Source organism: Paenibacillus urinalis, assembly GCF_028747985.1.
In the GTDB taxonomy this organism is placed as follows: domain Bacteria; phylum Bacillota; class Bacilli; order Paenibacillales; family Paenibacillaceae; genus Paenibacillus; species Paenibacillus urinalis.
In genome coordinates this window covers 3,751,175-3,770,491 of sequence record NZ_CP118108.1, presented here as the reverse complement: position 1 = coordinate 3,770,491, position 19,317 = coordinate 3,751,175, and the positions used below count along the sequence as shown (strand labels likewise).

Here is a 19,317-nt window from a genome sequence, read left to right as displayed (position 1 = left end):
CAGGGCAGGTGCCTATAGAGAGTAGAAATTCTCTTAATAGAGGTGATATAGACAATTGCTATATTTCCTCTTAATTAATGAAAAAATTGATAGATTCCCGTCATAAAAAACAGGTACAGGCATACATATGGGTTAAGACCAACAAAAACGACCCGGAAGTAGCTCTCAGAAAACGTGCACGAGTTAAGGGGGTGCTTATATGAAATGGCTGGACCTGTTCCCGACTCCATTAAAAACAATATTGGAATATATTCCCCTGCAGCTGCTAGAAACGCTTGAAGAAATAAGAATTCGGGAAGGCAGACCGATGGAGATCAATACCAATGGTGAACATTATTTCGTTACAAAACAAGGTAGCCCGTCTAAAAAGCCAAGTGAAGCGTACAAGCCTTCAAGAGATGACACCTATCGTTTTCTGGATCTAATCAGCAATCATTCCCTTTATACATTGGAAGAAGAATTGAGAAAAGGCTTCATTACAGTTCCAGGCGGACACCGAATTGGACTAGCTGGAAGAACCGTTTTAAAGGGCGGAAAGGTTGAGCACCTGAGAGATATCAGCGGGTACAACATTCGAATTGCGAAGGAAATCAGAGGAGCAGCGGACAGGCTGATGCCACACCTTCTGGACCCTCAGACCTCACGAATCAAGCATACTCTCATCCTATCTCCTCCGCAGCAGGGAAAGACAACACTTCTCCGGGATATGTCAAGACAGATCAGTATGGGAAGCAATGAACGAAAGAGCTTTAAGGTCGGCATTGTGGACGAGCGCTCAGAAATAGCAGGCAGCTATAAAGGGGTCCCGACTTTTGATGTTGGTCCGAGAACCGATGTCATGGATGCTTGTCCGAAGGCCGAAGGAATGATGATGCTGATTCGCTCTATGTCACCGGAAGTACTTATTGTAGATGAGATCGGACGGGAGGAAGACGCAGAGGCGATTAAGGAAGCGCTGGGTGCAGGGATATCCGTCATCGCTTCAGCCCATGGAAGAGATCTATCCGAGCTTAAACGCAGACCTGCGCTGCATGAGCTGATGAGTGAAGATTATTTTCAATTAATCGTTATTCTGGATCGAACAGGAAAAAGGTTTCAGTACAAAATCTCCGATATGAGGCACAAGAGTTTGCATCCTCAAGGCATGCATCAGCAAGGAATGACCACAGGAGGCACTTATGCTTAAGCTGATTGGTTCCGTCCTTATTTTATTGTCAGGGACGCTTGCTGGTTTTTATCAGGCGAATCAATTTGCCTCACGACCGAAGCAGATCAGGGAGCTTACATTGATGCTGCAGCGACTTTTAACAGAGATCAATTACAGCTACAGACCTCTTGCCGAAGCCTTGAGTCAAATTGGTAAACAGGCAAGTGAACCGCTTGGGCGTTTGTTTATCTCGGCTGCGGATCATATGAATTCTTCACAGGGCCTGTCGGCTCAAGAGAGCTTTCAGCATGCGATGAATCGCTATTGGAGCCAAACAGCGATGAAGCAGCCGGAAAAAGAAGCGATTCGCCAACTCAGCTTCAGCCTGGGAACGAGTGACCGGGAAGAGCAGAACAAGCATATCACCCTTGCCATTCAGCAGCTGAATCATGAGGAAGCTTCGGCCCGGAACGATCAAATAAAGTATGAGAAGATGAGCCGCAGTCTTGGACTTCTGGTCGGGGCGCTGATCGTCATCCTGATCTTATAGCGAGGTGCCATACTCAAATGAATTTAGAAGTAAATGCAATATTTCAGATCGCAGGCATCGGAATTATCATAGCGATGATCCATACGGTGCTCAAGCAAATGGGCAAAGAAGATATGGCACACTGGGTTACCGTAATCGGATTTGTTGTTGTGCTCTTCATGGTCGTTCGCATGCTCGACAATTTGCTTCAGGAGATCAAGTCTATATTCTTGTTCCATTAAAGCAGGCTTAAGGTAAACAAAAGGTGATCATAACATGGAAATTATACAAATCGTAGGACTTGGACTAATCGCAACCATCCTGATCTTGATTGTGAAAGAGCAAAAGCCCATGTTTGCGTTTCTGATTGCAACCACAGCTGGGATACTCATTTTTCTGTTCGTTATTGGCAAGATTGGCAGTGTTATTAGCGTACTGGAACGAATGGCGGAATCCTCAGGAATGGATGAAGTACATCTTAAGACCATTCTCAAGATCATTGGCATTGCTTATATCGCAGAATTTGGAGCACAAATTGTAAGAGATGCAGGTCAAGAAAGTATTGCTTCAAAAATCGAGCTTGCCGGCAAAGTGTTGATTCTGGTACTGGCCATACCGATTATCAGCATTATTATCGAAACGGTAATGAAGCTGCTGCCGGTATGAGTGGAGGCGGAGGATAAAGGATGTGATCAATAAGTGGCATCACCGTCAGGATAAACGAATCGTTATCGTATTTGTCATCTGTTTTTTCTTCGCCTTGGGTACGAATGTATTCGCCAGCTCACCCGTTACAGACTGGGCTGGAGAACAATTGGAGCAGTTGCCCACAGAGCAGGTCGAGAGGTATTGGCAGTCTCTCATTAATGATTATGGCGGTTTTTTTCCTGAAGGACAGCTGCCCTCCTTCATGGACATGCTCCTTCCCGGCGGTGAAGGACTCAGCCTGAAAAATATATTCAGCGCGATCGGCAGATTTCTGCTCCATGAAATCCTGTTTAACGGAAAGCTGCTGGTCACTATTATCATGCTGAACATTATGAGCATGATTCTAGAAACGCTACAGACGGCTTTTGAGAAGAGCACGATCAGTAAGGTGGCCTATGCAATCTGTTACATGGTCATCGTCGTCATTTCGATCAACAGCTTTAACGTGGCTATCGGCTATGCAAAGGGTGCCATCGACCAGATGATTGATTTCATGCTTGCGATGATTCCGCTGCTGTTTGCGCTTCTGGCATCTATGGGAAATATCATTACCGTATCGGTTACTCATCCACTGATCGTGTTCATGATTCACACCATCAGTATGGTGATCTATAAGATTGTATTTCCGCTGCTGTTCTTCTCGGCAGTATTGCACCTGGTCAGCTCATTAACTGACAAATTTAAGCTTACTCAGCTTGCGAATCTGCTGCGAATAATCGGCGTGGGGCTGCTCGGTGTGGTCCTGACGATCTTCCTCGGTGTCATATCCGTGCAGGGGGCTACCAGCTCCGTAGCAGATGGCGTGACCATCAGAGCTGCTAAATATGTATCCGGTAATTTCGTTCCTGTTGTGGGGAAGGTGCTCGCCGATGCAACAGATACGGTCATTTCCGCTTCGCTGCTCGTGAAGAACTCGATTGGACTCGCGGGAGTGATCATCATCTTGTTCATCTGCGCATTTCCTGCATTGAAGATACTGACACTGGCACTGATCTATAACGTCGCAGCAGCGATCATGCAGCCACTTGGCAATACACCTATTGTTGGATGCCTCCAAGCGATAGGAAAAAGCTTAATCTATGTATTCGCTGCCCTTGCGGCAGTGAGTCTCATGTTCTTTCTAGCCATCACGATTATGCTGACTGCAGGAAATATGACGGTGATGTTGAGGTGAGAGGATGGAATGGCTCAGCGGCTGGCTCAGGGAATTAATACTGGTGGTGCTTCTCGCCACATTCGTGGATATGCTTCTACCGAACAAATCCATGGAACGATATGTCAAATTAGTGCTGAGTCTGCTTATTCTGCTTACTCTGATTTCACCGATCATCAATTTAATTAACCAGGATTCGAATGAAAGATTAAGTGCCGCCTTAACGGATTGGGGCGGAGGCTCTACAGAGGAGCAGGACATGACACTATCTGAAATTATGGACAAAAGCAGAGAGCTCACACAGCAGCATGAAATGAGTGCCATGGACTGGGCAGCCAATGAGGTTGCGGATCAGATGAAGGCACAGATTGAGCAGGAATCACAGCTGCCCGTAAAGTCGGTTACTGTGCAGCTCGGAGCTCTTGAGAGGTCGGGAAAGAAATCAGGGGAGACCGGGATTACAAGTGTGGAGGTCGCTATTGCTGACACCTATTCAGCGCAACAGGAAGAGCAGCGTCCTCCTGAAGAGACGGATGATGAGCTTGGACCGATCTATATTCAGCCGGTGGAACCAAGTGATATTCATGTGAATGCATCTGAGACGATGAATGCAGAGGATGATCAAGGAACCACCACAGATGACGAAGCCGTTTCAGCCATGACAATGACAGAGATCAGTCTGATTGAAGAGCTGCTTAAACAGGAATGGGAAGTGAATCCTGAGCGGGTTCGGATTCTTATTCCTTCTACAGATAACAATTATTGAATTCAGAATGATATAAGCGAGGTGAATATAACATGGGGAAATTCAGAGATCAGTTAAATAAATGGCTTGGATCAAGCGAGGATGGAGCTGCTAAGCGAGGACAAACGTTTCGCTGGCTAATCATTGTGGGGTTGATCGGCGTTGCCATCGTGATTCTTAGCTCCTTTGTTAACGTCAAAGAGATTGAACCAGAGAACGTAGGGCGAGAACCGCCGCAGGAGACCAGTGTACAGTCAGCCTTTGAGTCTTCCGTCAATGAGGCCACCCCTTTTGATACGATCGAAAGATCGTTTGAGGATAAAATGAAAGGAATTCTTGAGCAAATCGTTGGTGTAGGAACCGTGGATATTATGGTGACTATTGACTCTACCGAAGAGATCATCGTTCAGCGTAACATGCAGGACTCCCAGCAAAACACGGAGGAGACCGACGCGAACGGCGGTGAGCGAAACATTACCCAATATACACGCAACGGTGAGATTGTTACTTACAATGAATCCGGCGATGAGGTGCCGATCATTACGAAGAAGATCAAGCCTCAGGTTCGAGGGGTACTCGTTGTTGCCAAGGGAGCAGAGAACAAAGTGGTTAAGGACCTTATCGTTGAAGCGGTGGAGAAAGGTCTGAACGTTCCGTCGTACAGAATTTCAGTCGTACCCAGAAAACAGCAATAATGCACTGAATTAGTGCCTAATCTTAATCTTGATCCAATGTGGGAGGAATATAAAAAATGAAAAACAAAAGACAAACGATATGGCTCGTATCGATGCTGAGTCTGATGGTTGTTCTATCCGCTTATTATCTATTCACGGATGATTCAGGATCGTCCAATCAGACTGCAGAGTCAGGGCAGATGAGTAATGCCGAAGAAGCTTCTGCTCAAAACACACTGGAAGGGCTTGTCTTGAACGAAGTTGTAACTGAGGAACCAGCAACAGGTGAGCAAACAGACGAAACAGGAGCACCGGTTAACACTTCGGAAGAACCAGCAGCAACCGGGGAACAAACGGATGCGGCAGCACCAAGCACTGAAGGCACAGGTACAGAGACAGAGGCAGCAACGGAAGAAGCAAAGACAGATGAAGATGTACTGAACCAGCTGGAAGCTCAGGATGACCCTAATTCAGCAATCACGGTCTTCGAGAATTACCAATGGGAACGTTCTTCAGAGAATAGCAAGCTCTCAAATGATTTGATGGCTGCAGCATCCGACGCGACAAAAACACCGGAAGAAAATGCAAAGGCTTTGGAACAATTGCGTATATTAGAGGAAAAAAATGAGAAAATACTAGGTATTGAGGAACAGCTCTCCCAGCAGTATGCAAACGCTATTGTTCAAGAGGAAGAGAATGAGTACAAAGTGGTTGTGATCAGCGAGAAGCTGGAGGCGATCGACGCGGTAAACATTGTTGATCTGGTTATCAGCGAGCTGGATGTAACGCAGGACAAAGTCCGGGTTCAATATGTCAAAGAATAAATAAGCTGCAAGCAAGTTGGGAAGCGCCCAGAATCCCTTAATTCTTGGGCTCTTTCCATTTTTAGTGTTTGTGATATAATACATAAAGTTATGACTGTCCGAGTGAATATGGCAGTATGCCGAAGGAGTGAAAATAACAAATGTTTAAATTAAATGAAATCAAAGAATTAATTAAGGTTATTGACGAGTCTTCCGTACAGGAGCTTGAAATTGAGAATGAAGGGTCCAGACTGACCATTCGTAAACCAGGCAAGACTGAAATTGTCCAAGCAGCGGCTGCGGTCAGTGCTTATCCAGTAACAAGCCAGGTTCAGCCTGTACCACAAGCAATCGAAACACCGGCTGCTGCGCCCGTACAGGAACAAGCGACTGCAAACAGCAATTTACATAAAATTGTGTCTCCGATGGTCGGTACGTTCTACTCTGCACCTTCCCCTGAAGCTGGCGTTTTTGTCAATGTTGGCAGCAAGGTTACAGAGAAGTCAACCGTTTGTATTGTAGAAGCGATGAAGCTGATGAATGAAATTGAAGCTGACGTGAAAGGCGAGATTGTAGAAATTCTTGTACAGAATGGACAGCTCGTTGAGTATGGTCAGCCTTTGTTCTTGGTCAAACCGGAGTAAGCTCCTGTTGGTGAAATGACTATAGATAGCAGCGTAAATAGGTCAATGCTCCAAAGGAGGATATGGTAATCATGAAATTTCAAAAAATATTGGTAGCAAACCGCGGAGAAATCGCCGTTCGGATTATTAGAGCTTGCAGGGAAATGGGTATTGCAACGGTAGCTGTTTACTCAGAACCGGATCGTGACGCACTCCATGTCAGACTTGCAGATGAAGCTTATTGTATCGGACCGACTTTATCCAAGGACAGCTACCTTAACATAACTAATATTATGAGCGTAGCCACATTAACTGAATGTGACGCAATTCACCCTGGCTACGGTTTTTTGGCTGAGAATGCAGATTTTGCGGAGATTTGTGAATCCTGCAATGTTGCCTTTATCGGCCCTTCCGCTGATGCCATCACGAAGATGGGGGACAAAGCGGTAGCCAAACAAACGATGAAGGATGCGGGTGTTCCTGTCATTCCGGGCTCTGATGGTCTCGTGGAGAGTGTCGAAGAAGCAGTTATGATCGCCAGAGATATCGGTTATCCTGTAATTATTAAGGCGACTGCAGGCGGCGGAGGTAAAGGAATCCGAATTGCTGAAGACGAGGAAGATCTTGTGAAGCAGATCGTGGCAGCACAGCAGGAAGCCCAGAAGGCTTTTGGCAACGCTGGTGTCTATCTGGAGAAGTTTTTGACGGGAATGAAGCATGTTGAGATTCAGATCATTGCTGACAAGCATGGACATGCGGTTCATTTAGGGGAGAGAGATTGCTCAATCCAGCGCCGAAGACAGAAGCTTATTGAAGAAGCGCCTTGTCCAGTATTGGACCCAGAAACACGTACGAAGATGGGTGATGCCGCCGTACGTGCAGCACTTGCTGTCGATTACTGTGGAGCGGGTACACTGGAATTTCTCCTCAGCCCGAACGGTGAGTTCTACTTCATGGAGATGAATACACGTATTCAGGTTGAGCATCCGGTCACCGAGATGGTCACAGGGATTGACCTGATTAAGGAAATGATTTCAGTCATTGAAGGAAGCCCGCTCTCCTTTGCACAGGAGGATGTCGTCATTGACGGGTGGTCCATTGAATGCAGAGTCAATGCAGAGGATCCGAGCCGTAACTTCATGCCTGCACCGGGTAAGATTGATTTCTATCTTGCACCGGGTGGACCTGGTGTACGGGTAGACAGCGCAGCATATCAAGGCTACAGCATTCCGCCTTTCTATGATTCCATGATTGCCAAGCTGATCGTGTGGGCACCGACTCGTGATGAAGCGATCGCGAAGATGAAGCGCGCCTTGTCCGAATTTGCTGTAGAAGGGATCCCTACGACGATTCCTTTCCATCAAAGACTGCTTGATCATCCGGCCTTCTCCAAAGGTGACTTTGATATCAAATTCTTAGAGGAAAATGAAATTTAAATTTGGCAGGCTTGTTTGTCATAAAGTCCCTCGAATGCTATAGTATGAATAATAAGTACGCATGTCTTTCTTGTGGACGAGGAAACTTACTATTGAAAGGTGTGTTAAATGAGATGAGCACAGTGCCGACTGAATTTGAGAGAACGGATATTGGCGAGATCCAAATTGCGCCGGAAGTTATTGAAGTCATTGCTGGACTTGCAACCCTTGAGGTTGGCGGCGTGGCAGGCATGAGCGGCGGATTTGCAGGCGGATTTGCGGAATTGCTAGGACGTAAGAACCCCTCAAAGGGCGTCAAAGTTGAAGTAGGCCAGCGCGAGGCTGCTGTTGATGTTTCTGTAATTATTGAATATGGACATCGTATTCCGGAAGTCGCTTCCGCAATTCAGCAGAATGTTAAGCGCTCGATTGAGAATATGACGGGACTTACGGTCGTCGAAGTAAACGTTCAGATTCACGATGTTCAATTCAAGAATCAAGAGAAGCTTGACGATCAACCTGAGATCAGCCCTCAGCGCGTGAAATAAAATGATCTGAAACTTATAAACCCCCGGCGTCATGCGCCAGGGGTTTAGTCCATCTTTTTTATACTAGTTGTTGATGTTGGGAGGTTGAATACGTTCGTGGCTAAAATACTGGACAGGCTTCTGTTATTTTTATACAGTTTAGTTGTTGGTGTAGTATCAGTAATTATCATCCTCCTGTTTAGCGGACTTGTACCTGATTTGGATATGTATATTCAGAATGAACAGATGCTCATGGCAGTCATTCTGACTGTGGCGATCATCTTGTTTCTGCTTAGTATCCGATTTTTCTACATTTCTGTACGTAGGGACCATAACACTTATCCTTCGGTTGATCAGAAGACGGAATACGGGGATATTCAAATATCCATGGAGACGATTGAAAATCTGTGTCTGAAAGCTTCATCCAAATTCCGTGGCGTGCGTGAGGTGAAGTCACGTATCCAGGTCGCCCAGTCTGGTCTTGAGATTACAATCCGTGCTGTAGTTGACGGTGAAAGTTCCATTCCGGAGCTGACAAGCGAGCTTCAAAAGGCAGTACATGATCATGTACAAGACATTACTGGGATTCCGGTAGCAGTCGTATCGGTATACATCGCCAATCTTGTGCAATCACCGAACTATAAGAGCCGAGTGGAATAGAGGTGGTTGATGGATGCCGTGGAAGGAAATCTGGGACAGTTATAAAGGCCGGATTTTAGGCATTGCCGGTGGGATTTTTTTAGGTATTATTTATTTGATGGTTGGTTTTTGGGATATGTTGTTCTTTGCACTCGTGGTGTTTATCGGATATACGCTTGGCAGAAGAAGCGATCAGAAGTTTAGCAACGTCATTCCATGGCGCAGCTGGCTTGACTATCTGCTTAATGTTTGGCGTCCGTTCAAATAAACCCTGTGATATGCTTTTCTTACTCCAAAAAAGAGCTGCAGTCTTCATGCCCGTTTTTGGGAAGAATAGCATAAGCACAGGTTTTTTTGTGTGAAGAATACATTGTAAATCACGGATAGATTAGATATGAAGCAGGAGGCAGGAAATGAAAAGACGTTTGGCAAGGGAAATCGTGGTTCAAAGTCTGTATCAGATGGAAATGAATGAGGTCGAGGCGAAAGCTGCAGTGGATATGCTGTTTGAGGAAGCTGCAGAAGAAAATGAAGGTGAAGTGGTTATCAAGAATGAGGCGGTAATGCATGCCTATGTGCTAGAGCATGTACGCGGCATCTGGGAGAACAAAGAAGCACTCGACAGTCTGCTGGCTGATTATTTGAAGGGCTGGCAGGTCAGCCGATTGTCCCGCGTAGACCGCCAAATTCTGAGACTGGCTGCTTACGAGATGTTGTATCGTGAGGACGTCCCTGCCAAGGTAGCAGTAAATGAAGGGATTGAGCTCTCTAAACATTTTGGAACAGATGAGTCAGGGAAATTTGTAAATGGTGTATTAGGAAAAATGATTCAGGATGTTGAAGCTCTGAAGGCTCGTGTTAAATAATAGTGTACGATGATTCTAATGCATAACGGATGTTTATAAAGTTTGGATCCAAGGGAGAGAAGAGACATGACGGCAACAATTATTAGCGGAAAGCAAATTTCAGAAGATATTCGAAATTCGATTACAGAAGAAGTTCAGCAGCTGAAGGCAAAAAATATAGTGCCAGGTCTGGCCGTGGTACTGGTCGGCGAAGATCCTGCATCACAAGTGTATGTTCGCAATAAGGAAAAAGCATGCCATGATTTGGGCTTCTATTCAGAGGTTCATCGTCTTCCAAGTGATACAAGTGAAGAGGATCTTCTTGCTCTTGTTGACAAACTGAATCGTCAAATGAGCATTAACGGTATTCTGGTTCAATTGCCTCTTCCGGGTCATATTGATGAGAAGAAAGTGATCAATGCCATTGCTGTTGAAAAAGATGTGGATGGGTTCCATCCTGTCAATGTGGGTAATCTGGTAATTGGGGACGATAGTCTTCTGCCATGTACACCTGCGGGCGTTATTGAGATGATCAAACGTACAGGAATTGAGATTGCAGGCAAGCATGCTGTTGTTATCGGACGCAGTAATATTGTCGGCAAACCGGTATCTTTACTCCTTCAGCGTGAAAACGCTACGGTGTCGATGTGTCATTCTCGTACCTCAAATATGAAAGAAATTGCGCGTCAGGCTGATATTCTTGTCGTCGCTATTGGACGGGCTAATTTCATCGATGCAAGCTACATCAAGGAAGGTGCCGTTGTTATAGATGTAGGAATGAATCGACTTGAGAACGGAAAGCTTGCAGGCGATGTGGATTTTGCGAGTGCTAGTGAGGTGTCTGGACCCATCACCCCTGTTCCAGGCGGAGTTGGCCCTATGACAATAACGATGCTGATGCAGAATACTCTTCTGTCCGCTAAGCGTGCTCATGGTCTTGTCTAAAAAGGAGTGATTCCTCTGGCTGAAGAGCGCATTTATTCAATTAAAGATTTGAATCGATATATACGAATGAAGCTGGAATCCGATTCTGTCCTGACAGATGTATGGATTCGTGGTGAAATCTCCAATTTCACACATCATTCCAGCGGGCATATGTACTTTACACTGAAGGATGAAGGCAGCCGGATTAAGTCTATCATGTTTGCGACGCACAATCGCAGGCTGCCCTTCATTCCGAAGGAAGGCGCCCGTGTAATTGCACGGGGTAATGTGTCCGTATATGAACGGGATGGACAATATCAATTCTATGCCACACATATGCAGCCTGACGGGATTGGCAGCCTGTATATGGCTTATGAGCAGTTAAAACAGAAGCTGGACGAGGAAGGTTTGTTTGCGCCTGGACGCAAGCGGCCTCTGCCCCGCTATCCCAAATCCATAGGCGTGATTACCTCACCAACTGGAGCAGCAGTGAGAGATATTATTACGACCATCACTCGCAGATTTCCACTGGCTGAGGTTTATTTATATCCTGTGCTTGTCCAAGGGAAGACGGCCGCACCTTCAATCGTACGTGCACTTGATCTAGTCAATGAGATGGCAGAAGTTGACGTCATCATTGTCGGGCGTGGTGGCGGCTCATTAGAAGAGCTGTGGGCCTTTAACGAAGAAATGGTAGCAAGAGCGATTGCAAGATCCGAAATTCCGGTTATTTCTGCAGTCGGTCATGAGACGGATTTTACGATTGCAGATTTTACCGCAGATGTGAGAGCAGCCACACCGACAGCTGCCGCAGAGCTAGCCGTGCCCCATCAGATGGAGCTGAAGGAACAACTCGCTGGTTATCAGCGTAGGCTGAATCAGAGCTTGATAACAAGAGCCAAGCACAATCGAGATAAGCTTGAACGCTTATCCAAGTCTCCGGTTCTCATGAATCCGCGTAGAAGTCTGGTGCAGCATACGGAAAGGCTGGATCAGCTCCATATGAGGTTAACAAGGGCGATGGATTCTCGTAAAAGGTTTGCAAGAGAGAAGCAGGAACGGATGCGGATCTCACTCGTTCGTTTTAACCCGTCTGCACAGGTGTCTTCCGCGAAGAAGGAAATTATGTCGTACAGGAAGCAGCTAGAGACGGCGATGACATCTCTTGTGAAGGTGAGTAGGCAGCAGCTGCAGGGAAATATGAGGCATCTCGATGCACTGAGTCCACTGAAAGTAATGTCAAGAGGCTACAGCCTTGTATATGATGAGCAGGATAAAAAGTTAGTGAAATCAACCAAAGAGGTCGCTCCGGGTGACTTGGTCAAAATTAAACTGGTCGATGGGCAGCTTGCCTGCCAGGTCTGGGAGATAAAGGAGGCAAATGAAGATGGCAAATGAGCAGGAGCTGAATTTTGAAGCTGCGATGGCCGAGCTTGAAGAAGTTGTGAACCAGCTCGAACGGGGAGACGTTCCCCTTGAGCAGGCGATCGAGCTGTTCCAAAGAGGGATGAAACTGTCTCAAATGTGCAACCAGAAGCTCGAACAAGTGGAACGTAAGATTGAAATGATCGTAGAAGAGGATGGAGAGTTTCGGAAGCAGCCTTTTGGAGGTAATGAAGATGAAGGCGGTGTCTCTTTGTGACTAGACCATCCATAGAATTGTATATTCAGGATGTCGCCGACTTGATGGCGCGAGAGCTGAGAACCGTTTTTCCTGAAGCTTGGGATATTCCTGAGCATCTAAAAGAATCGATGCAGTATTCGCTGATGGCCGGAGGGAAAAGGCTTCGCCCAGCGCTTGTAATCGCAGCATGTGAAGCATTTGGCGTGGAGCGGGAAGCCGCTCTGCCGGTTGCTGCTGCCGTAGAGATGATACATACGTACTCTTTGATTCACGATGATTTGCCCGCCATGGATAATGACGATTATCGCAGGGGACGTTTGACCAATCATAAGGTTTACGGGGAAGCGATGGCTATTCTTGCAGGTGATGCACTCCTCACCCACGCTTTTTACAGTGTGATTCAGGCAGCTCGCAAGTTCAATATTCCATCAGATCGCGTACTCACTATTGTGGAGGAGCTCTCTATGCATGCAGGTGCACGAGGTATGGTCGGAGGACAGGTGGCTGATATGGAGGGCGAGCAGGGGATGACTTCCTTATCACAGCTTGAATATATTCATCTTCATAAGACGGGCGACCTCATCATCTTCTCCCTCATGGCTGGAGGCAGAATTGGCGGGGCTGATGATGTACAGCTGGAGGCGCTTCGTTCATTCGGCAGAGACCTTGGTCTTGCGTTCCAGATTCAGGATGATATTCTCGATCTAATCGGAGATGAGCAGAAGCTGGGCAAGAAGACACAGAGTGATGTGAATCAGCAAAAAGTAACTTATCCGTTCTTTATAGGTATGGATCAATCCTTGGCTGAGGTGGAGCGGTTAACGTCTTCTGCAAAAGAAGCGCTGATTACGGGACAGATTCCTGATCCATCTCGACTGCTGGAATTGGCGGATTATTTGATGAAGAGAGATCATTAGTCGTCAAGTGAAAGCATAGACATCAATTCACCTCTAACTGGCGAAATTTATGATTTAAAGTGGATTGTGGTATAATGTAGGCTATGACAATAACTAATTTACAAAAAATTATGAAGGAAAGCGGGGGGTTCACGTGCTCCTTCCACAAATTAAGGGACCAAACGATCTGAAAACATTATCTGTGGATGAACTTGTTTCATTATCGGGGGAGATTCGTCAGTTCCTGATAGAAACAATTTCTCGTACAGGAGGGCACCTGGCATCCAATTTGGGAGTGGTAGAGCTTACGATCGCCCTGCACTACGCTTATAATAGCCCTAAGGATAAAATGATATTTGATGTAGGCCACCAGGCTTACGTTCATAAAATATTGACTGGACGTATGGACAAATTTGACACGCTCAAGAAGTATAAGGGTCTGTCAGGCTTTGTTAAGCGTAATGAAAGTGAACATGATGTCTGGGAAGCTGGACACAGCAGTACTTCCTTGTCAGCTGCTATGGGAATGGCTTATGCAAGGGATCTCAAAGGCGAGGACAACAAGGTTATCGCAATTATTGGGGACGGAGCCCTGACTGGCGGTATGGCTTTTGAAGCGTTGAACCATATCGGACATGAACAGAAGAAGCTCATGGTCATTCTGAACGATAATGAGATGTCTATTGCTCCTAACGTTGGAGCAATGCATAACTATTTGAGCAAGATCCGATCGGACAGACATTATTTGAAAGCCAAGGATGAAGTTGAGCTTGTATTGCGTAAGATTCCGGCAATCGGCGGTACACTTGCGAAGTCTGCAGGCCGGCTCAAAGACAGCTTGAAATATATGATGGTTCCGGGTGTGTTATTTGAAGAACTAGGCTTTACTTATCTAGGACCGGTTGACGGGCATGATATGTCTAAGCTGATCGAGACCTTCAGACAGGCGGACAATGTCAATGGCCCGGTATTCGTTCACGTTCTGACCACCAAAGGCAAGGGATATAAACCGGCTGAGGCGGATTCTTTCAAATGGCACGGTATTTCGCCGTATAAGATCGAATCAGGACAAGTGCTTAAATCCGTAGGCAATCCCATGTATACCGACGTATTTGGAGAAACACTCATTGAGCTCGCTAGAGAAGATGAGCGGATCGTCGCTGTTACTCCGGCCATGCCGGGAGGTTCAGGACTCATTCCATTCAGCAAGGAATTCCCTGAACGGATGGTTGATGTTGGGATCGCGGAACAGCATGCAGCAACGATGTGTGCAGCGCTGGCAATGGAAGGATTAAAGCCGGTATTTGCAGTTTACTCGACCTTCATGCAGCGTGCATATGATCAGATCGTCCATGATATTTGCCGACATAATGCGAATGTGATGTTTGCAATTGATCGGGCTGGCTTTGTCGGCTCGGATGGCGAAACGCACCAAGGTGTTTATGATGTGGCGTTCTTACGTCATATTCCAAATATTGTGGTGATGATGCCGAAGGATGAGAATGAGCTGAGACATATGATGAAGACAGCGCTGGATTACAATGAGGGTCCAATCGCTTATCGATATCCAAGATTGAATGGATTGGGTGTGCCGCTTGATCCAGAGCTGAAGTCCATTCCGATTGGTTCATGGGAAACTCTGCGGCAAGGGGAGAATTACGCGATCATTGCAGCTGGACCTATGATTCCAATTGCGGAAGAAGCGGCAGAGCTGCTGAAACGTGAGGGAATGCAGGTAAGTGTCATTAATGCCAGATTCTTTAAACCACTGGATCAAGAGATGCTGGTATCCTTACATGCGAACGACACGAAAATGATCGTGCTGGAAGAAGCATCTGCAGCGGGGAGCCTCGGAAGCAGTATTCTTGAATTCTATTCAGAAGCAGGGCTGTACGACACCAAGATTCACATCATGGGAATCCCGGATGAGTTCATCGAGCACGGAAGTGTCAAGGAGCAGCGCGAGGAAGTGGGGCTTACGGTACAGGCGGTTATTGAAGAGATGCGGAAGCTGAAGCTTGAGTTCGCCTATGATCTTCCAAAGACCAGCACACCTTCATGATGAATGTGTTTCCGTAAAAATTTAGAAGATGAAATGATATAAACCAAGCCCGAGAATTATAGAGTCCAATAAGGGCAGTTATGCTCATATTGGGCTCTATAGCTATGTGGTTTAATCTACACGACAGGAGAAATTATGTCAGTTCCCAAAGAAAGAATGGATGTCCTGCTGGTAGAGCAGGGATATTACGAAAGCCGCGAGAAGGCCAAGGCAGCAATTATGGCAGGTCTGGTCTATGCCAATGAAGAACGCATTGAGAAACCAGGAATGAAAATTCCCCGTGAGGCTGTCATTCGAGTGAAAGGCGCAGTACATCCTTATGTGGGGCGCGGAGGACTTAAGCTGGAAAAAGCAATTCGTCAATTCCATATTGAGATGAAAGGGCGAACGATGCTTGATATTGGTTCTTCAACAGGCGGGTTTACAGATTGTGCACTGCAGCATGGTGCATCACATGTGTATGCGATCGATGTAGGTTACAATCAATTGGATTGGTCGCTTCGCAACCATCCACAGGTCACGGTTATGGAAAGAACCAATTTTAGGTATGTGACACCTGAGCATTTGACAGGTCCTGTACCGGATACCGCGAGCATTGATGTATCCTTCATCTCTTTAAAGATTATACTTCCACCTCTTATTCAGCTGCTTAAGCAGCCGGCTGATATTGTAGCCTTGATCAAGCCGCAGTTTGAGGCGGGAAGAGAAAAAGTTCCGAAGACAGGGGTTGTCAAAGATCCCAAGGTCCATGCAGAGGTTCTGCGTTCTCTTCTCGAATACGGAAGTGAGCTTGGCCTGGCATTGTCTGATTTGACATTCTCGCCGATTACAGGTGGAGAAGGAAATATTGAGTTTTTGGCCCATTGGCGTCTTGGTGGAGAAGATGTGGAATCTGCGGGACCTGATATTGATCATCTGATTGAGGCCGTGGTTAACGAAGCGAGCCATACCTTTCATTGAAACTCATCTTTTTTAGATGGGTTTCTTTTGCTGGATTCATAAAACCAGCGCATTTCCTAAATTCACAAGAGGATATTTTTTCTGGTTAACGAATATCTCCTTGTGAGAGGTGAGATGGATGGAAGGCCAATATGATAAATTTGTTATCGCTTTTCTCGGGATCATTATTGTATTCTGGGTGTTGTATGGCATTCGCAGATGGCTTCAGGAGCCGGTTCCTGAACAGCTGCCAGAGCTTGTACTCAATGAAGAAATTCAAGAGCATCCCGCACTCGAAATTTTGGAAAGAGAAGGTTATGAGGTCATTGGAGGAAGACTTAAAGTCCCGCTGACCTTCCAGGTAGATAAACAGACTCTGTACAGCCGGCTGTTCATTGATTACGTGGCAGAGAAAGAAGATGAGGTGTTCATTGTGAAGACCTCGAGAAGCCGGATGCCGCAGGAATGGACAGGCTCTGGACTTAGAGACCGCCTGCTGCCCTATTTGCTGCTGTACCCGAACTGTAACGGTTTACTGTATGTAGATACGGACGATAATAACTTGAAGCTAATCACGCTTATAGATGAAGATGATTATATTTGGGAGCATGAAGACGAATATTAATTTATAGCATTGGATGGAGGCAAGTATGAAGGGACAACGACACATCAAAATCAGGGAAATAATTAGTCAAAATGACATTGAGACTCAGGATGACCTTGTCGAGGCATTACGGCAGGCAGGTTATCAGGTAACTCAGGCAACTGTATCTCGTGATATTAAGGAATTGCTGCTCATAAAAATTCCGACCGACGATGGAAGGTATAAATATTCACTCCCTACGGACCAGAGATATAACCCAGGACAAAAATTGAAACGGGCCCTGGTTGATAATTTTCTCAGCGTCGATTATACGACAAATCTGGTGGTCATGAAGTTTTTGCCAGGCACGGCCAATTCGGTGGCCGCACTTCTTGACAGCATTGAGTGGCCGGAAATTATGGGTACGATCAGCGGTGATGATACCATCCTGGTAATATGCAGAAATGAAGAGAACAGCAAGACGGTTATCAATCAAATCATGAGTTACATTTCTTAATCAAAATTTCAAAAAAACAGACGAACGTATGTTTCTTTTTGGTGAGAAATAGTGTAAAGTATACATCGAAGATGAAAATAGCAACAGGTGTTCCCTTCCCTGTAGAAGGGCTGCCACAGTTATCATTGGAGGTGTTGGAACATGCTTTCCACATTATCAATCCGAAATTTAGCCGTTATTGAAGCAGTTGATGTACATTTTCATTCAGGATTTCACGTGTTGACCGGGGAGACGGGCGCAGGTAAATCAATTATTATAGATGCTTTGGGACTGATTGCAGGAGGACGAGGCTCCGCAGATTTAATCCGCTATGGCTGTGACAAGGCCGAGATGGAGGCCTTATTTGAGCTTTCTGCTCATCACCCCGTATGGAACACGCTTACCGAGCTCGGAATACAGGCGGAGCCGGATGAACATCTGGTTATTCGCCGTGAGCTTACAGTTTCCGGTAAGAGCGTATCCCGGATCAATGGTCAGCTCGTGAATCTGACAATGCTTCGCGAAATCGGAGAACAATTAATTAATATCCATGGACAGCATGAGCACCAGAGTTTACTTAGAGCAGAGAAGCATTTAGGTCTGCTCGATACATACGGAGAAACGATCATTCGACCCATCAAGATAAAGTATAGTGAGCAATACAGAGCTTTTGTCAAAGTAGAGAAGGAGCTTAGACAGCTTCAGGAATCCAGTCAAAAAGCATATCAAATGCTTGATATGTATCGATTTCAGCTGGAAGAAATTGCAGCTGCGAGCCTTGTTCCCGGTGAAGATGAATCCCTCGCCGAAGAAAGGGTCAAACTATCTCATAGCGAAAAGATGATGGATTCGGTATCAGGTGCGTATGAGCTGCTTCATGGTTCACAGGGACTCGAAGCCGTGAGCTACGCGATCTCGAAGCTCGAAGATATTAATGAATATGATCACAAAGGTATTCATCCCATACTGGAACAGCTTCAATCTGCATTTTATCAACTGGAGGATGCGGCATTTCAGCTGCGGAGCTACCGGGATGGGATCGAATTTAATCCTGTTCGGTTATCGGAGGTCGAAGAGCGCCTTAATATGATTACCGGATTGAAGCGTAAATATGGTGAAAGTGTAGAATCCATACTTCAGTATTATGTTCAGATTGAACGGGAAACCGATCATTTGGAAAATAAAGATGAACGCTTAGAGAAACTGCTTGCAGAGCGTAATCAATTATTAGAGGGATTATTGGAAACTGCAGAAGAGATGAGTGAGGCACGCAAAATTTGTGCTGAAGAGCTGTCCAATCAGGTGGAGCGTGAGCTCAAGGATCTGCAAATGGAGCGAACTACAATGCGTGCCCAGATTTCCATTATGGAAGATCCTAAGGGTGTGGAGTGGAAAGGGAAGCGCATTCGAATAACCAAGCATGGAATAGACAATGTAGAGTTTCTCATTTCAGCTAACCCTGGAGAGCCCCTAAGACCATTAGGCAAAATTGCATCCGGAGGTGAAATGTCGCGTATTATGCTGGCTCTAAAAAGCATATTTGCACGCCACGATCAAATACCGGTTCTCATATTTGATGAAGTTGATACAGGTGTCAGCGGCAGGGCAGCTCAGTCGATTGCTGAGAAATTGTTTATTTTGTCCTCAACATGCCAAGTGTTCTCAATAACACATTTACCTCAAGTTGCATGTATGGCAGATCATCAATATCTCATTGAGAAGAATGTCCACGATGAACGGACAATGACGCAGGTCGAGTCCTTATCAGAACAGGGCAGAGTGACAGAGCTTGCCCGTATGCTGGGCGGTGTTGAAATTACAGAAAAGACATTGCATCATGCTCAAGAAATGCTGAAACTTGCTGAAGCCAAAAAAGGGGCATAACTGCTGTACGGAACAATGATTGACAGTAATAAAAGGACCTGGCCAAGGTTATGTTATAGTTACGCAATTGGCGACCACCTTTCGTCAAGCGAACGAAGCAA

At 45.9% G+C, this 19,317-nt stretch carries 23 protein-coding genes; all 23 read left to right on the top strand.

The window, feature by feature from the left end; genetic code table 11:
• Nucleotides 1-199: 199 nt before the first annotated feature.
• The 23 genes from spoIIIAA (at nucleotide 200) to recN (ending at nucleotide 19,216) form a co-directional block, all read left to right on the top strand.
• On the top strand, nucleotides 200-1,186 hold the full coding sequence (gene spoIIIAA, locus PUW25_RS17435) for a stage III sporulation protein AA (protein WP_274338421.1): 987 nt from the start codon (nucleotides 200-202) through the stop codon (nucleotides 1,184-1,186).
• Nucleotides 1,179-1,697: a stage III sporulation protein SpoIIIAB gene (gene spoIIIAB / locus PUW25_RS17430; protein WP_274337337.1), complete on the top strand. Its 519-nt coding sequence runs from the start codon at nucleotides 1,179-1,181 to the stop codon at nucleotides 1,695-1,697. The genes spoIIIAA and spoIIIAB overlap by 8 nt, the downstream gene beginning before the upstream one ends.
• A gap of 17 nt (nucleotides 1,698-1,714) precedes the next feature.
• Complete coding sequence (gene spoIIIAC, locus PUW25_RS17425; RefSeq protein WP_047911045.1) at nucleotides 1,715-1,918, top strand: stage III sporulation protein AC; 204 nt, start codon at nucleotides 1,715-1,717, stop codon at nucleotides 1,916-1,918.
• Between the two features lie 34 nt (nucleotides 1,919-1,952).
• The gene (spoIIIAD, locus tag PUW25_RS17420; RefSeq protein ID WP_274337336.1) at nucleotides 1,953-2,342 is read left to right on the top strand and encodes a stage III sporulation protein AD; all 390 of its coding nucleotides are present in this window, start codon (nucleotides 1,953-1,955) and stop codon (nucleotides 2,340-2,342) included.
• Between the two features lie 94 nt (nucleotides 2,343-2,436).
• Complete coding sequence (spoIIIAE, locus tag PUW25_RS17415; RefSeq protein WP_420799986.1) at nucleotides 2,437-3,558, top strand: stage III sporulation protein AE; 1,122 nt, start codon at nucleotides 2,437-2,439, stop codon at nucleotides 3,556-3,558.
• A gap of 4 nt (nucleotides 3,559-3,562) precedes the next feature.
• Complete coding sequence (gene spoIIIAF, locus PUW25_RS17410) at nucleotides 3,563-4,303, top strand: stage III sporulation protein AF (protein WP_047911047.1); 741 nt, start codon at nucleotides 3,563-3,565, stop codon at nucleotides 4,301-4,303.
• A gap of 32 nt (nucleotides 4,304-4,335) precedes the next feature.
• On the top strand, nucleotides 4,336-4,977 hold the full coding sequence (spoIIIAG, locus tag PUW25_RS17405; RefSeq protein WP_047911048.1) for a stage III sporulation protein AG: 642 nt from the start codon (nucleotides 4,336-4,338) through the stop codon (nucleotides 4,975-4,977).
• A 56-nt stretch (nucleotides 4,978-5,033) separates the two neighbouring features.
• On the top strand, nucleotides 5,034-5,780 hold the full coding sequence (locus PUW25_RS17400) for a SpoIIIAH-like family protein (RefSeq protein WP_047911049.1): 747 nt from the start codon (nucleotides 5,034-5,036) through the stop codon (nucleotides 5,778-5,780).
• 140 nt (nucleotides 5,781-5,920) lie between these two features.
• Nucleotides 5,921-6,403, top strand: a complete 483-nt coding sequence (gene accB / locus PUW25_RS17395) for an acetyl-CoA carboxylase biotin carboxyl carrier protein (RefSeq protein ID WP_047911050.1) — start codon at nucleotides 5,921-5,923, stop codon at nucleotides 6,401-6,403.
• A 71-nt stretch (nucleotides 6,404-6,474) separates the two neighbouring features.
• Nucleotides 6,475-7,818, top strand: coding sequence for an acetyl-CoA carboxylase biotin carboxylase subunit (gene accC / locus PUW25_RS17390; protein WP_047911051.1), 1,344 nt, complete (start codon nucleotides 6,475-6,477; stop codon nucleotides 7,816-7,818).
• A 113-nt stretch (nucleotides 7,819-7,931) separates the two neighbouring features.
• Nucleotides 7,932-8,345 (top strand): Asp23/Gls24 family envelope stress response protein, encoded by a 414-nt coding sequence (locus PUW25_RS17385; protein ID WP_274337335.1) that lies wholly within the window; start codon nucleotides 7,932-7,934, stop codon nucleotides 8,343-8,345.
• Nucleotides 8,346-8,441: 96 nt separating this feature from the next.
• Nucleotides 8,442-8,984, top strand: a complete 543-nt coding sequence (gene amaP, locus PUW25_RS17380) for an alkaline shock response membrane anchor protein AmaP (protein WP_047911052.1) — start codon at nucleotides 8,442-8,444, stop codon at nucleotides 8,982-8,984.
• 13 nt (nucleotides 8,985-8,997) lie between these two features.
• Nucleotides 8,998-9,231, top strand: coding sequence for a DUF2273 domain-containing protein (locus tag PUW25_RS17375; protein WP_047911053.1), 234 nt, complete (start codon nucleotides 8,998-9,000; stop codon nucleotides 9,229-9,231).
• Between the two features lie 145 nt (nucleotides 9,232-9,376).
• On the top strand, nucleotides 9,377-9,829 hold the full coding sequence (gene nusB, locus PUW25_RS17370; protein WP_076313090.1) for a transcription antitermination factor NusB: 453 nt from the start codon (nucleotides 9,377-9,379) through the stop codon (nucleotides 9,827-9,829).
• A gap of 66 nt (nucleotides 9,830-9,895) precedes the next feature.
• The gene (gene folD / locus PUW25_RS17365) at nucleotides 9,896-10,753 is read left to right on the top strand and encodes a bifunctional methylenetetrahydrofolate dehydrogenase/methenyltetrahydrofolate cyclohydrolase FolD (RefSeq protein WP_076313089.1); all 858 of its coding nucleotides are present in this window, start codon (nucleotides 9,896-9,898) and stop codon (nucleotides 10,751-10,753) included.
• Nucleotides 10,754-10,819: 66 nt separating this feature from the next.
• Nucleotides 10,820-12,130 (top strand): exodeoxyribonuclease VII large subunit, encoded by a 1,311-nt coding sequence (xseA, locus tag PUW25_RS17360; protein WP_420800544.1) that lies wholly within the window; start codon nucleotides 10,820-10,822, stop codon nucleotides 12,128-12,130.
• Nucleotides 12,120-12,374 (top strand): exodeoxyribonuclease VII small subunit, encoded by a 255-nt coding sequence (gene xseB / locus PUW25_RS17355; RefSeq protein ID WP_047911056.1) that lies wholly within the window; start codon nucleotides 12,120-12,122, stop codon nucleotides 12,372-12,374. The genes xseA and xseB overlap by 11 nt, the downstream gene beginning before the upstream one ends.
• Nucleotides 12,371-13,273, top strand: a complete 903-nt coding sequence (locus PUW25_RS17350; RefSeq protein ID WP_337999877.1) for a polyprenyl synthetase family protein — start codon at nucleotides 12,371-12,373, stop codon at nucleotides 13,271-13,273. Before xseB ends, PUW25_RS17350 begins: the two co-directional genes overlap by 4 nt.
• Before the next feature lie 133 nt (nucleotides 13,274-13,406).
• Nucleotides 13,407-15,314, top strand: a complete 1,908-nt coding sequence (dxs, locus tag PUW25_RS17345) for a 1-deoxy-D-xylulose-5-phosphate synthase (RefSeq protein ID WP_047911058.1) — start codon at nucleotides 13,407-13,409, stop codon at nucleotides 15,312-15,314.
• A gap of 135 nt (nucleotides 15,315-15,449) precedes the next feature.
• A complete protein-coding gene (locus PUW25_RS17340) occupies nucleotides 15,450-16,274 on the top strand; it encodes a TlyA family RNA methyltransferase (protein ID WP_047911059.1) in 825 nt (274 codons plus the stop codon).
• Nucleotides 16,275-16,392: 118 nt separating this feature from the next.
• Entirely contained in the window at nucleotides 16,393-16,878 is a 486-nt protein-coding gene (locus PUW25_RS17335) for a hypothetical protein (RefSeq protein WP_047911060.1), read from the top strand.
• A gap of 25 nt (nucleotides 16,879-16,903) precedes the next feature.
• Nucleotides 16,904-17,353, top strand: coding sequence for a transcriptional regulator AhrC/ArgR (gene ahrC, locus PUW25_RS17330; protein ID WP_047911061.1), 450 nt, complete (start codon nucleotides 16,904-16,906; stop codon nucleotides 17,351-17,353).
• A gap of 141 nt (nucleotides 17,354-17,494) precedes the next feature.
• The gene (gene recN / locus PUW25_RS17325; RefSeq protein ID WP_047911062.1) at nucleotides 17,495-19,216 is read left to right on the top strand and encodes a DNA repair protein RecN; all 1,722 of its coding nucleotides are present in this window, start codon (nucleotides 17,495-17,497) and stop codon (nucleotides 19,214-19,216) included.
• Nucleotides 19,217-19,317: the final 101 nt, after the last annotated feature.